Below are 12,313 nucleotides of genomic sequence, written 5' to 3'. Positions count from 1 at the left end.
ACCCTGGTCTGCCCATGGCTTGCAGAAGCCGACCGATCGCGGGACGGAAAGCCTTGGAGCGGGCCCGCCAGCGGCCGATGCAGGCTACCTCTGCAGCCTGAAACCCTGGGCACGGGCTCGCGGCCGGGCCGTGAATGCCTCCGGCAGCGGTGCGCCGCGCGCGCCGATCGGGCTCTCCATGCCAAGCTTGCGGCTGAGGGCGGCGGCGTCGTACGGTGCGTGCACCTTCACATCGTTGTCGAAGTAGCAGTAGATGTCGCGCCTTGCGTGCCGGGGCGCGGCCTGCGGGGACGCGAGGCGGGCGTCGCTCACCTGGCGGCCCTGGCTCCAGGCGTCGAACCGGGCTGCCCAGCGGTCCAATGCCTCGTCGCTGTAGCCGCTCGCGTACAGCTCCTTGTCGCCGTGCAGCCGCACGTAGACAAAATCCGCGGTCAGGTCTTCCAGCAGCGGCCACTTGCCGGCTGTGTCGGCCACGACCAGCGCGACGTTGTAGCGCCGCAGCAGCGCAATGAAGGCCGGGTCGGCGAAGCTGGGGTGACGGATCTCGACGGCATGGCGCATCGGCCGCTTGCGGTCGATCTCCAGGCTCATGCGGTCGGCAACACGCTCGTCATGCTGAGCGGCGATGCGTGCGGCGGCTTCGGTGTCATGCGGCAGCATCGCGAAGAAGGCTTCGAAACGCTCCGGTTTGAAAGGCAGCATGGGCGGGAACTGCCACAGGATGGGGCCGAGCTTGTCGCGCAGTTCGAACAGGCCGTTGGCCAGGAAGTTGGCCAACGGCGTCTCCACCTCCTTGAGGCGGCGCATGTGGGTGATGTATTTCGGCGCCTTCACGGCGAACACGAAGCCATCGGGCGTCTCGTCGCGCCACTGGGCGTAGTAGTCGGGGTGCTGCAGTGAGTAGAAGGAGCCGTTGATCTCGATGGAGGGCACCATGCGCGACGCGAACTCCAGCTCACGGCGCTGGGCCAGGCCCTCGGGGTAGAAGACGCCGCGCCAGGGTTCATAGCGCCAGCCGGAAATGCCGATACGGATCTCGCCTCTGAGGGAACGCAACTTGGCCATGCGCCCATGGGGCAGGCCACGTGCCAGCCCCCAAAAGCAAAAGGCCCGACACCATCGGTCGGGCCTTCGCCTCGCGGTCGGCGTGACGTCAGTTGAAACCATGGCCGCGGATCAGGCCGACCGCCAGGCCTTCGATGCTGAAGCCCTCGCTGTCCTCGTTGATGAGGATGGGTTCGAAATCGGCGTTCTCGGGCAGCAGCTGTATGCCGTCGGCACCCCGCTTGAAGCGCTTGACGGTGACCTCCTCGCCGACGCGGGCGACGACGATCTGGCCATTGCGGGCGTCCTTGGCGGACTGCACCGCCAGCAGGTCGCCGTCGAGGATGCCGATGTCCTTCATGCTCATGCCCTTGACCTTGAGCAGGTAGTCGGGCTTCTTGGAGAACAGGCCGGGCTCGACGGTGTAGGTCTGCTCGACATGCTCCTGGGCCAGGATGGGCGCGCCGGCGGCGACCCGGCCGATCAACGGCAGCGTGAGCTGGGCGAGCGCGGGAATCGGCAGGTTGATTTGACGCGCGCGGTTCACCGCGCTGAGTGTGTCGGACTTGAGCCGGATGCCGCGCGAGGTGCCGCCAACGAGTTCAAGCATGCCTTTTCGGGCCAGCGCCTGCAGGTGCTCCTCGGCGGCATTGGCCGACTTGAAGCCCAGTTCGGCGGCAATCTCGGCGCGGGTCGGCGGGGCACCGGTGCTTTCGATCGCGTGGCGGACCAGGTCGAAGATCTGCTGCTGGCGGGCGGTAAGCTTGGGTCGGTCTTGCACGGCGGGGCCTTTGGTAGGTGGCTGGAGATTTGTCCAGCAACTGTATTTTTGTCCAGGAACCCTCTCCATTGCAAATGCCAGCTGATCTGATCGTCATTCTGGGGACCGGCGGCACCATTGCCGGCACAGCCAAAACCACCAGCGACGGCGTCGGCTACACGGCCGCGCAATTGCGTGTGGAGGATTTGCTGGCCGCCGTGCCGCCGCTGGCTTCCCGCCGGCTGGAGGCCCACCAGCTGGTCCAGCTGGACAGCAAGGACATGGACCACGCCACCTGGCAGCGGCTCGCATCCACCGTGCAGGAGCACCTCGCGCGCCCGGAAGTCGCCGGCATCGTCATCACCCATGGCACCGACACGCTGGAGGAGACCGCATATTTCCTGCACCGCGTGCTGGCACCGGCCAAGCCGGTGGTGTTCACCGCGGCCATGCGACCGGCGACCGCGTTGGTGCCGGACGGGCCGCAGAACCTTTTCGACGCAGTCCAGGTGGCTGCGACGCCCGGGGCGACGGGCGTGGTCGTCGCCTTTGCGGGGCGGGTGCATGACGCAACGCAGGTGCGCAAGACGCACAGCTACCGCGTCGATGCGTTCGAGTCGGCCGACGGGGCGCTGGTGGCCCGGGTGGAGGAGGGCGCCGTGCGTTGGGTCGGCCGGTGGCCGGTGGGCGAGGGCGTGGGCCTGGCGCGCATCGCGAGGGCGCCCGAACACTGGCCGCGGGTGGACGTGGTGCTCAACCATGCCGGCGCGGACGGCCGTATCGTGCGCGCGTTGCTGGCGGCGGGCGTCGACGGCATCGTCGCGGCCGGCACGGGCAATGGCACGTTGAGCCGCGCGCTGGAGGCGGCGCTGCTCGAGGCGCAAGCCCAAGGCGTGCGCGTGGTGCGCAGCACCCGCTGCGATGCCGGGCCGGTGATGGAGCTGCCTGGGTTGCTGCCCAGCGCGGGCGCGCTGGGCCCGGTCAAGGCCAGGATCGAGCTGATCCTGGCCTTGCTGGCCAACGGCTGATCAGCCGCGGCGGCGGCGGGCCACGAAGCCCAGCGTACCGAGCCCGCCGACAAGCAGAGCGTAGCTGCTCGGCTCCGGCACGGCCGAGATGCCTTGCTGGACCAGATTGGCGCCTTCGAACGCGAAGACGTAGAACTGGTTGCCGTAGGCCACTGGCGTCGCGCTGCCGCTCGGCAGCACGTCGCCCAGGAAGTCGTTGTCGTTGGACAGGTACAGCGTGTGCATGGTCTTGCCGTTGAGCAAGACGTCTTCACCGAAGGCAATGCCTTCGAGCTTGGACGGCACCATGGCATCCGGGATGCCGGCGGCGTTCAGCGCGGCCTTGATGTCGAGGAAGCGGGTGCCGACGATGGCCGCGCCGGGCTGCGTGCGCAGGTCGGCGATGCCGCTGACTTCCGTCGCGCCGGTCAGGTCGACCCTGATGAGCTGCTTGACTGCCGCCTTGGAGCCGGGCGAGCCGTCGCCGAGGCCCTTGCCGTCGCGCTCCAGCACCAGCAGTTCGTGGTCGTTCAGCGCCAGCAGTTCGCTGCTGTTGTAGCTCTTGCCGTTGATCCGGTTGTCGAAGGCGAACTGGCTGACGTCGCCGGTGGCGATGTCGATCTTGACGATGCGGTTGTAACGGCCGCCGTCGCCGCCGTCCTGCAGCAGCGGGCTTTGCATGAAGCCGAACAGTGCCTTGCCGTCGGGCGAGATGGCCAGGCCTTCCATGCCCTTGTTGGTGACACGCCCCGCTGTGTTGCCCGGGATCTCGGTGTTGACCGAAGGCGTGGGGTTCGAAACGGCAAAGCTGCCCGGCAGGCCGAAGCTGCGGATGCGCTGGCCGGTCGCGCGGTCGAACTGGTAGACGTAGGGACCGTACTCGTCGGAGACGAAGACGCTCTTGCCGTCGTTGGAGACGCGCAGGCCTTCGGGGTCGAGGCGGGCGTTGTTCGGGTGGGTCGACAGGCCGGCGGCGAAGTTGTCGGAGCGGCCGGAGAAGTAGTTCGTGCTGCCTGCCGTCAACGTGCTGCTGCTGACCAGGCCGGTCAGCGTGGGCGCGGTGGCGCCATAGGTGAGTGCCGTCGGGCTGGACAGCAGTGTCGTGGCCTTCAATGTCGTCTGGACGGCGTAGGGCAGGGCGGCGCCGGGCGTGGCGACGAGATTCAGCTGCAGCGTGTGGAAGCGGCTGACGAACGACGTGGTGTTGTCGACCGTGGCACCGAAAGCGGCGTTGTCGGTCCACGCCGCGGCGTTGGGGCCGCGGTCCGGCAGGGCCAGGAAGGTGTTGCCGCCCGCCCAGGCCAGTGCCGAGCCGACACCGCCGAGCTGGTTGGCGGCGATGCCGCTTTCCAGCGCGTAGTTCAGGCCGGACAAGTCGCTGATGGCACCGCTCGACGTGCCCATGCCGATCAGCACCGGCTCAGCCGCTTGGGAGGGGGCGGCCACGGCCAGCAGGGCGCTGGCGAGGGTGGGAAGGAAGCTGGGGCGCATCGCGGGTCTCCGTCGGTGATGGAAAGCCCGCGATGCTGGCCAGCTGGCGTGACGCGCTCGTGACGGGGGTCACGGCTCGCGCCACCCAGCCGCGGGGTCAGACGACGGTCAGCGTCACGTCGACATTGCCGCGCGTCGCGTTGGAGTAGGGGCAGACCTCATGGGCCGTCTTCACCAGCTCTTCCAGCTGTCCACGCTCCATGCCCGGCACGGAAATCTTCATGTCGACCTGGATGCCGAAGGCGCCCGGCTTGTTGGCGTGCGGGCCGATGGCCACGTCGCTGGTGATGGAGACCTCGGCGGGCAGGCTGATCTTCTGCTTGCCGGCGACGGCCTTCATCGCGCCGATGAAGCAGGCGGAATAGCCGGCCGCGAACAGCTGCTCGGGGTTGGTGCCGTTGCCGCCAGCGCCGCCCAGCTCCTTGGGCGTGGACAGCGTCACGTCGATGGCGCCGTCAGACGACTTGGCGGTGCCGGCGCGGCCGCCGGTGGCAGTGGCGGTGGCGGTGTAGAGGGCTTTTTCGATGGCCATGGTGGCTCCTTCAGGGGTGGGTGGGGACAGGAATCAGCCGGCCTCGGTGGCCGACCGGGTGAGTTGCTGGCGCAGCTGGTGCAACCGCTGCGTCAGCGCGATGACTTCGTCCAGCTCGCAGCCGCTGGCGCAGGCGAGATGGCCGGGGATGTCCAGTGCCAGTTGGCGCAGCTTGCGGCCCCGGGGCGTCAGGAAGATGTCGACGCGGCGCTCGTCGTCGCTGGCGCGGCGGCGTTCGATGTGGCCCAGTGCCTCCAGGCGCTTGAGCAGCGGTGTCAGCGTGCCGGAGTCCAGCGACAGCCGCTGGCCGAGCTGCGACACGCTCAGGCCGTCGGCCTCCCACAGCACCAGCATGACGAGGTACTGCGGGTAGGTGACGCCCAGCGGCGCCAGCAGCGGTTTGTAGAGCTTGGTCATGGCCAGCGAGCTGCTGTAGAGCGCAAAGCACAGCTGGCGGTCCAGCCGCAGCCATTGCGCGCGGGAGTCGTCGGGGGCGGGGGCCTTGCTGCGTGCCATGAGGTGAAATGTAGTTGGCAATTTAATTGCGCACAACTTAAATGGTCTTTTTGGCGACACCGGACGCTAGTGCGATCTGAGACGATGCGCCACCCCCAATGACGAACCCCGAGGAGAAGAAAGATGGAGATGGTCGCGATCGTGCTTGCCGCGCTGGTGGCGCTGCTGCACGCCTACTTCCTGGTGCTGGAGATGTTCTTCTGGACCAAGCCGCTGGGCCGCAAGGCCTTCGGGCTCAAGGCCGACTTTGCCGAGCAGAGCAAGGCGCTGGCGGCCAACCAGGGTCTCTACAACGGCTTCCTGGTGGCCGGCCTTGCCTGGGGGCTGATGCAGGGCGCCACCGGCGCGGGCAAGCCGTGGCTGGTGTTCTTCCTGGGCTGCGTCGTCGTGGCGGGTGTGTTCGGCGCGGCCACGGCGTCCAGGAAGATCCTCTTCGTGCAGGCGCTGCCGGGCGCGTTGGCGCTGGCGGCCGTGCTGCTCAGCTGAGCGCCTCGATCTGCTCGCCCAGCTCCAGCCAGCGCATCTCGTCGGCTTCGAGCTGGTCGGCAATCGCCTTCAGCCGCTTGCCCATCTCGGCGATGGCCGAGGCAGCGGCGCCTTCGGCCAGCTGCGCCTCGATCTCCTTGCGCTCCTCGGCGAGGGCGTGCAGGCGCTTGTCGATGGCTTCCATCTCCTTGCGCAGCGGCCGGGTCTGATCGGCCAGCTTGGCGCGCGCCTGCCCCGAGGCCTTGCGGTCCTCGCGCGGCGCGGGCGCCGGGGCGGGGGCCGCGGCGACCACCGGCGCAGGCGCCGCGGCCGACTGCTTCTTGGCCGCGCGGGCGGCCTCCTTGCTCTGCTCCAGCAGCCAGCGCTGGTAGTCGTCCAGGTCGCCGTCGAAGGGCTTGACGACGCCGTCGGCCACCAGCCAGAACTCGTCGCAGACCTCGCGCAGCAGCGCGCGATCGTGGCTGACCAGCATGACGGTGCCTTCGAACTCGTTCAGCGCCATCGACAGCGCCTCGCGGGTGTTCAGGTCCAGGTGGTTGGTGGGTTCGTCCAGCAGCAGCAGGTTGGGGCGCTGCCACACGAGCATGGCCAGCACCAGGCGCGCCTTCTCGCCGCCGGACAGGCTGCCGACCTGCTGGTTGACCATGTCGCCGGTGAAGCGGAACTGGCCGAGGAAGTCGCGCAGCTCCTGCTCGCGGCCTTGCGGGCCGACTTCCCGGGCCAGCCGCACCATGTGCTCCAGCGGGCCCTCGTCCAGGCGCAGCACGTCCAGCTCCTGCTGGGCGAAGTAGCCGATGGACAGGCCCTTGCCCTCGGTCAGCTTGCCGCCCATCGGCGCCTGGGCGCGGGCGATCGTCTTCACCAGCGTGGACTTGCCCTGGCCGTTGGCGCCGAGGATGCCGATGCGCTGGCCGGCCAGCACCGAGCGGTCCACGCCGCGCACGATGATCTTGTCGCCATCATCGCCGCGGTAGCCGGCGCTGAGGTCGTCGAACATCAGCATCGGGTTGGGCAGGTTCAGCGGCTCGCGGAACTCGAAGTTGAAGTCGGCGGAAGCCAGCACCGGCGCCAGCCGCTCCATGCGCTCCAGCGCCTTCACGCGGCTCTGTGCCTGCTTGGCCTTGCTGGCCTTCGCCTTGAAGCGGTCGATGAACTTCTGCAGGTGGGCGACGCGGTCCTGCTGCTTCGCGAACGCCGCCTGTTGCAGCACCATGCGCTCGGCGCGCTGCGTCTCGAAGCTGGTGTAGTTGCCGCCGTAGCGCACCAGCTTGCCTTCGTCCAGGTGCAGCGTGACCTTGGTGATCGCGTCGAGGAATTCGCGGTCATGGCTGATGACGATCAGCGTGCCGTCGTAGCGCTGCAGCCAGGCTTCCAGCCAGACCAGGGCGTCCAGGTCCAGGTGGTTGGTGGGCTCGTCCAGCAGCATCAGCTCGGCCGGGCACATCAGCGCACGGGCCAGCTGCAGGCGCATGCGCCAGCCGCCGGAGAAGCTGTTGACGGGGGCGTCCAACTGCTCGGTCTTGAAGCCCAGGCCCATCAGCAGCGCCTGGGCGCGCGACCGGGCATCGAAGGCGCCGGCATCCGCCAGCGCGGCATGCGCCTCGGCCATCGCGTGGCCGTCGTTGGCCTGCTCGGCCTCGGCCAGCGCCACGCGGGCGGCCACCAGGGTCAGGTCGCCCTGCAGCACGTAGTCGGTGGCGCCGTCGTCGGTCTCCGGCATGTTCTGGGCCACCTCGGAGCGGCGCCAGTGCCTGGGCACCTCGACCTCGCCCCTGTCGTTGCCCAGGCGGTTCGTCAGCAGGGCGAACAGGCTGGACTTGCCGGCGCCGTTGCGGCCCACCAGGCCGATCTTCTCGCCGGGCTGCAGCGTCGCCGACGCGCCGTCCAGCACCACCTTGACGCCGCGGCGCAGCGTGATGTCGCGTAGGGTGATCACAGCAGGTTTTCTTTCGTCACCAGCAGCACCTGATCGGCGCCGGATGAAGTCTCCATCCAGACCACCTCCAGCGCCGGGAAGGCGGCCTCGAAGTGTTCGCGCTCGTTGCCGATCTCCAGCACCAGCACGCCCTGGTCGTTCAACGCGGCGGGTGCGGCACGCAGCAGCGCGCGTATGAAGTCCATGCCGTCGGCGCCGCCAGCCAGCGCCAGCTCGGGCTCGGCGCGGTACTCGGCGGGCAGCGCGGCCATGCTGGCGCTGTTGACGTAAGGCGGGTTGCACAGGATCAGGTCATACGGTCCATCCGCCCCAGCCAGGCCGTCGCCCTGCAGCAGGCGCACGCGCAGCGCGAGGTTGTGGCGCTCGACGTTCAGCTTCGCGACTGCGAGCGCGTGGGTGTCGATGTCCAGCGCATCCACTTCCACGTCCGGCCAGGCCATCGCGGCCAGCACGGCCAGGCTGCCGTTGCCGGTGCACAGGTCCAGCACACGGCGGCTGTCTGGGTGCAGCCAGGGGTCGATGCTGGCGTCGGCGATCAGCTCGGCGATGAAGCTGCGCGGCACGATGGCGCGCTCGTCGATGGTGAACGGCACGCCCTGCAGCCAGGCCTCGCCGGTCAGGTAGGCGGCGGGCTTGCGGGTCGCGATGCGCTCGTCGACCAGCGCCGCGATGGCGGCGTGTTCGGCGTCGCTCAGCTCGCGCTCCGCATGCTCGTCCAGCGCGTCCAACGGCAGCTGAAGGCGCCACAGCGCCAGCCAGGCCGCTTCGTCGAAGGCATTCGTCGTGCCGTGGCCAAAAAACAAGCCCGCTTGGGTCAAGCGGGCGGCTTCGGATTCAATGCAAGAGATCAGGTTCAAGAGGTGCGCACGTCCAGCGTGATTTCGGTGAAGCTCGCCTCGTCGGCGGCTTTTTCTTCCCTGCGTGGCGCACTGACCAGGCGCTGGCCCGGTGCCTCGTTCTGCAGCCGCCACAGTAGGTTGGTCGGCGAGTCGGCGAAGGCCAGGCCTTCCTCGCGGGTGATGGTGCCTTCGGTGATGAGCTTGGCGAAATGCTCTTCGTAGGTCTGCGAGCCCTCGGCGATGGACTTCTCCATCGCTTCCTTCACGCCGGCGAAGTCGCCTTGCTCGATGAGCTCGGACACCAGCTTGGAGTTCAGCAGGATCTCCACCACCGGCACCCGGCCGCCGGCCGTGGCGCGCACCAGGCGCTGCGACACGACGGCCTTGAGGCCGGCCGCCAGGTCGTTCAGCAGCGCCGGGCGGGACTCGGGCGTGTAGAACGACAGGATGCGGTTCAGTGCGTGGTAGGTGTTGTTGCCGTGCAGCGTGGCCAGCACCAGGTGACCCGACAGCGAGTAGCTGATGGCCGCGGTCATCGTCTCGCGGTCGCGGATCTCACCGATCAGGATGCAGTCCGGCGCCTGGCGCAGCGCGTTCTTCAACGCGATCTGCAGCGAGGCGGTGTCCCGGCCGATCTCGCGCTGGTTGACGACCGAGCGCTTGTTGCTGAACAGGTACTCGATCGGGTCCTCGATGGTGAGGATGTGCCCGGTCATCGTCTGGTTGCGCATCTCCAGCATGGACGCGAGCGTGGTGCTCTTGCCGGTGCCGGTGGCGCCCACCATCAGGATGAGGCCGCGCTTCTCCTTGATCATCGTGCCGAGCACCGGCGGGAGCATCAGGCTCTCCAGTGTCGGGATGTCGTGTGGGATGTGGCGGAACACGCCGGCGATGGAGCCGCGCTGCCGGAAACCCGACAGCCGGAAGCTGCCCACGCCGCGCACCGACACGGCCATGTTGAGTTCGCCCGAGTTGTCCAGCTCCGCCAGGCTGGCAGGGTCGACGACTTCGGCGATCAACTGGCGCGGCTGCGGCGGCGTCAGGAGTTGGTCGGACAACTGCACGGTCTGGCCGTTGATGCGGATCAGCACCGGCATGTTGGCCGACAGGTAGCAGTCCGACGCACCCTTGTCGGCCATCAGCCGCAGGATGCGTTCCATGTTGCCGGCGCTGGGGCTGCTCATGATCAGGCGCGCAAGAGTTCGTTGATGCTGGTCTTGGAGCGCGTCTGGGCGTCGACGCGCTTCACGATGATGGCCGCGTACAGCGAGTAGCGGCCGCCGTCCTTGGGCAGCGAGCCCGAGATGACGACCGAACCGGCCGGGATGCGGCCGTAGCTGACGGTGTCGGTGGCGCGGTCGTAGATGGGCGTGCTCTGGCCGATGTAGACGCCCATCGAGATGACCGAGTTCTCCTCGACGATGACGCCCTCGACGACCTCGGAGCGGGCGCCGATGAAGCAGTTGTCCTCGATGATGGTCGGGTTGGCCTGCAGCGGCTCCAGCACGCCGCCGATGCCCACGCCGCCGGAGAGGTGCACGTTCTTGCCGATCTGCGCGCAGGAGCCGACGGTGGCCCAGGTGTCGACCATGGCGCCTTCGTCGACATAGGCGCCGATGTTCACGTAGGACGGCATCAGCACCACGTTCTTCGCCTGGAAGCTGCCGCGGCGGGCAACGGCCGGGGGCACGACGCGCACGCCGGTGGCGCGCAGTTCGGCTTCGGTCATGCCGGCGAACTTGGTGGGCACCTTGTCGAAGAAGGTCAGCTCCTTGTCGCCCATGATGCGGTTGTCGTTCAGGCGGAACGACAGTAGCACCGCCTTCTTGATCCACTGGTGAACGGTCCATTGGCCCACGCCCTCGCGTGTGGCCACGCGCAGGCGGCCGGCGTCCAGTTCGGCGATGACGTGCTCGACGGCCTGACGCACTTCGGGCGCGTTGACGGGGTCGAGGGACGCGCGGTTGTCCCAGGCGAGATCGATCAGGCTTTGGAGTTCAGCGGTGTTCATGGACGGAGGAATCAAGGAGATTGCGTGAAGGAGACGATGCGGCGGGCGGCTTCAAGGCATTCGGCCTCGTCGGCCACCAGGGCCAGGCGGATGCGGCCGGCGCCCGGATTGACGCCGTGGGCAGGCCGGGCGAGCAGGCTGCCCGGCAGGACGACGAGATTGTATTGAGCGAGCAACTCCTGGGCGAACGCGACATCGTCACCGCCGGGAACGCCGGCCCACAGGTAGAAGCCGGCGTCCGGCAGCGCAACGTCGAGCACGTTGGCCAGCAGCGGCGTGACGGCGGCGAACTTGTGGCGGTAGCGCGCGCGGTTCTCGATGACATGCGCCTCGTCGTTCCACGCCGCGATGCTGGCCGCCTGCACCAGCGGGCTCATCGCGCTGCCGTGGTAGGTGCGGTAGAGCAGGAACTTCTTCAGCAAAGCCGCGTCGCCGGCGACGAAGCCGGAGCGCAGGCCCGGCACGTTGGAGCGCTTGGACAGCGACGTGAAGGCGATCAGGTTCTTGAAGTCGTGGCGGCCGAGCTTGGCCGCGGCCTCCAGGCCGCCGAGCGGGGCGTCATCGCGGAAGTAGATCTCCGAGTAGCACTCGTCGGACGCGATGACGAAGCCGTGCCGGTCGCTCAGCTCGAACAGCGCCTGCCATTCGGCGAGCGGCATCACCGCGCCGCTCGGGTTGCCCGGCGAGCAGACATAGATCAGCTGCGTTTTCGCCCAGGTCGCGTCGTCGATCTGGCGCCAGTCGACCGCGAAGTTGCGCGCCGGGTCGGCGTTGGCGAATGCGACCTCGGCGCCCGCCAGCAGCGCCGCGCCTTCGTAGATTTGATAGAAGGGGTTGGGGCAGACGACCGTCGCGCCCGCGCGACTTGCATCGACCACCGTCTTCGCGATGGCGAACAGCGCCTCGCGCGAGCCGTTGACCGGCAGCACTTGCGTGGCCGCGTTGAGCGTCAACCCGTAGCGGCGGCCGATCCAGCCGGCGATGGCCTCGCGCAGCGCGGGCGTGCCGCCGGTGGCCGGATAGCCCGACAGGCCCGCCATGGCGCCGTTGATCGCTTCCGCGATCAGGCTGGGCGCGGCGTGGCGGGGCTCGCCGATGCCCAGCGAGATGGGCGCCAGATCGGGATTGGGCTGGATGCCCGTGGTCAGCTCGCGCAGGCGTTCGAACGGATAAGGCTGCAGCCGATCAAGCAAGGGATTCATCAGCCCAGCATCCCCGATTCGAAGCCATGCGCCGGCAGGTCCACCCTCGGCGCGGGCGTCCAGCCGGGCTTGCGGTGCTCGGCCACCACGTTGGTGTAGATGCCGCCGCGCACGTACCACTTGGCGGTGATGCGGATGAAGCGCGGGTCGGTCACCTTGATGATGTCGTCGAGGATGGTGTTGGTGACCTTCTCGTGGAAGGCGCCCTCGTTGCGATAGCTCCAGAAGTACATCTTCAGGCTCTTGAGCTCCACGCAGAGCTCGTCCGCAATCATGTCGATGGTGAAGTGCGCGAAGTCGGGCTGGCCGGTCAGCGGGCAGTGGCAGGTGAACTCGGGCACCTGGAACTGGATGACGTAGTCGCGCTCGGGGTTGGGGTTGGGAAAGACCAGGATGTCCTTGCTCGGCTTGGTCGGCGGGTTCTTGGGCACCTCGCGCATCTTGGGTCTGTTCTTCTTGGCGACGGGGGCGGTGGACTTCTTGGTGGCC

General features: G+C 68.3%; 13 protein-coding genes. 2 read left to right on the top strand and 11 right to left on the bottom strand.

Features of this window, described 5'->3' with window-relative positions:
• Nucleotides 1–84 precede the first annotated feature (84 nt).
• Together ASD35_RS17795 and lexA are read right to left on the bottom strand one after the other, a co-directional pair.
• A complete protein-coding gene (locus ASD35_RS17795) occupies nt 85–1,065 on the bottom strand; it encodes a DUF72 domain-containing protein (protein WP_056876304.1) in 981 nt (326 codons plus the stop codon).
• Between the two features lie 88 nt (nt 1,066–1,153).
• Nucleotides 1,154–1,825, bottom strand: a complete 672-nt coding sequence (gene lexA / locus ASD35_RS17790) for a transcriptional repressor LexA (RefSeq protein ID WP_056876303.1) — start codon at nt 1,823–1,825, stop codon at nt 1,154–1,156.
• A 74-nt stretch (nt 1,826–1,899) separates the two neighbouring features.
• Between lexA and ASD35_RS17785 the strand changes: the two genes are divergently transcribed.
• Nucleotides 1,900–2,832 carry an asparaginase gene (locus ASD35_RS17785; RefSeq protein WP_056876302.1) on the top strand — a complete coding sequence of 311 codons (933 nt, stop codon included), beginning with the start codon at nt 1,900–1,902 and terminating at the stop codon, nt 2,830–2,832.
• Here ASD35_RS17785 and ASD35_RS28160 read toward each other — a convergent pair whose 3' ends face one another.
• The 3 genes from ASD35_RS28160 to ASD35_RS17770 form a co-directional block, all read right to left on the bottom strand.
• Complete coding sequence (locus ASD35_RS28160) at nt 2,833–4,302, bottom strand: esterase-like activity of phytase family protein (RefSeq protein WP_056876301.1); 1,470 nt, start codon at nt 4,300–4,302, stop codon at nt 2,833–2,835.
• 97 nt (nt 4,303–4,399) lie between these two features.
• Nucleotides 4,400–4,834 carry an organic hydroperoxide resistance protein gene (locus ASD35_RS17775; RefSeq protein WP_056876300.1) on the bottom strand — a complete coding sequence of 145 codons (435 nt, stop codon included), beginning with the start codon at nt 4,832–4,834 and terminating at the stop codon, nt 4,400–4,402.
• Between the two features lie 33 nt (nt 4,835–4,867).
• Nucleotides 4,868–5,350 carry a MarR family winged helix-turn-helix transcriptional regulator gene (locus ASD35_RS17770; protein ID WP_056876299.1) on the bottom strand — a complete coding sequence of 161 codons (483 nt, stop codon included), beginning with the start codon at nt 5,348–5,350 and terminating at the stop codon, nt 4,868–4,870.
• A gap of 123 nt (nt 5,351–5,473) precedes the next feature.
• Here ASD35_RS17770 and ASD35_RS17765 point away from each other — a divergent pair, with 123 nt between their 5' ends.
• Nucleotides 5,474–5,836: a DUF1304 domain-containing protein gene (locus ASD35_RS17765; protein ID WP_056876298.1), complete on the top strand. Its 363-nt coding sequence runs from the start codon at nt 5,474–5,476 to the stop codon at nt 5,834–5,836.
• On the opposite strand, the gene ASD35_RS17760 is transcribed toward ASD35_RS17765, so the two are convergent.
• Genes ASD35_RS17760 through queF form a run of 6 tightly spaced genes read right to left on the bottom strand, consistent with a single transcriptional unit; the run spans nt 5,829 to nt 12,264 of the window.
• Nucleotides 5,829–7,772, bottom strand: coding sequence for an ATP-binding cassette domain-containing protein (locus ASD35_RS17760; RefSeq protein ID WP_056876297.1), 1,944 nt, complete (start codon nt 7,770–7,772; stop codon nt 5,829–5,831). The genes ASD35_RS17765 and ASD35_RS17760 overlap by 8 nt on opposite strands.
• Nucleotides 7,769–8,629 (bottom strand): 50S ribosomal protein L3 N(5)-glutamine methyltransferase, encoded by an 861-nt coding sequence (gene prmB / locus ASD35_RS17755; RefSeq protein ID WP_056876296.1) that lies wholly within the window; start codon nt 8,627–8,629, stop codon nt 7,769–7,771. The genes ASD35_RS17760 and prmB overlap by 4 nt, the downstream gene beginning before the upstream one ends.
• On the bottom strand, nt 8,626–9,795 hold the full coding sequence (locus tag ASD35_RS17750) for a PilT/PilU family type 4a pilus ATPase (protein WP_235538384.1): 1,170 nt from the start codon (nt 9,793–9,795) through the stop codon (nt 8,626–8,628). The genes prmB and ASD35_RS17750 overlap by 4 nt, the downstream gene beginning before the upstream one ends.
• A gap of 2 nt (nt 9,796–9,797) precedes the next feature.
• Nucleotides 9,798–10,622: a 2,3,4,5-tetrahydropyridine-2,6-dicarboxylate N-succinyltransferase gene (gene dapD, locus ASD35_RS17745; RefSeq protein ID WP_056876295.1), complete on the bottom strand. Its 825-nt coding sequence runs from the start codon at nt 10,620–10,622 to the stop codon at nt 9,798–9,800.
• Between the two features lie 11 nt (nt 10,623–10,633).
• Nucleotides 10,634–11,824: a succinyldiaminopimelate transaminase gene (gene dapC / locus ASD35_RS17740; RefSeq protein WP_056876294.1), complete on the bottom strand. Its 1,191-nt coding sequence runs from the start codon at nt 11,822–11,824 to the stop codon at nt 10,634–10,636.
• Nucleotides 11,824–12,264 carry a preQ(1) synthase gene (gene queF / locus ASD35_RS17735; RefSeq protein WP_056876326.1) on the bottom strand — a complete coding sequence of 147 codons (441 nt, stop codon included), beginning with the start codon at nt 12,262–12,264 and terminating at the stop codon, nt 11,824–11,826. The genes dapC and queF overlap by 1 nt, the downstream gene beginning before the upstream one ends.
• Nucleotides 12,265–12,313 lie beyond the last annotated feature (49 nt).

Origin of the sequence: Pelomonas sp. Root1444 (assembly GCF_001426885.1) — a bacterium.
Lineage (GTDB): Bacteria > Pseudomonadota > Gammaproteobacteria > Burkholderiales > Burkholderiaceae_C > Pelomonas.
This window is presented reverse-complemented; position numbering and strand designations above follow the sequence as displayed.

Bases quoted from the DNA above. Each gene is read 5' to 3' on its own strand.
- ASD35_RS17795 (WP_056876304.1), bottom strand. From the start codon at position 1,065: ATGGCCAAGTTGCGTTCCCTCAGAGGCGAGATCCGTATCGGCATTTCC.
- ASD35_RS17785 (WP_056876302.1), top strand. From the start codon at position 1,900: ATGCCAGCTGATCTGATCGTCATTCTGGGGACCGGCGGCACCATTGCC.
- ASD35_RS28160 (WP_056876301.1), bottom strand. From the start codon at position 4,302: ATGCGCCCCAGCTTCCTTCCCACCCTCGCCAGCGCCCTGCTGGCCGTG.
- ASD35_RS17775 (WP_056876300.1), bottom strand. From the start codon at position 4,834: ATGGCCATCGAAAAAGCCCTCTACACCGCCACCGCCACTGCCACCGGC.
- ASD35_RS17770 (WP_056876299.1), bottom strand. From the start codon at position 5,350: ATGGCACGCAGCAAGGCCCCCGCCCCCGACGACTCCCGCGCGCAATGG.
- ASD35_RS17765 (WP_056876298.1), top strand. From the start codon at position 5,474: ATGGAGATGGTCGCGATCGTGCTTGCCGCGCTGGTGGCGCTGCTGCAC.
- ASD35_RS17750 (WP_235538384.1), bottom strand. From the start codon at position 9,795: ATGAGCAGCCCCAGCGCCGGCAACATGGAACGCATCCTGCGGCTGATG.
- dapD (WP_056876295.1), bottom strand. From the start codon at position 10,622: ATGAACACCGCTGAACTCCAAAGCCTGATCGATCTCGCCTGGGACAAC.
- dapC (WP_056876294.1), bottom strand. From the start codon at position 11,824: ATGAATCCCTTGCTTGATCGGCTGCAGCCTTATCCGTTCGAACGCCTG.
- queF (WP_056876326.1), bottom strand. From the start codon at position 12,264: ATGCGCGAGGTGCCCAAGAACCCGCCGACCAAGCCGAGCAAGGACATC.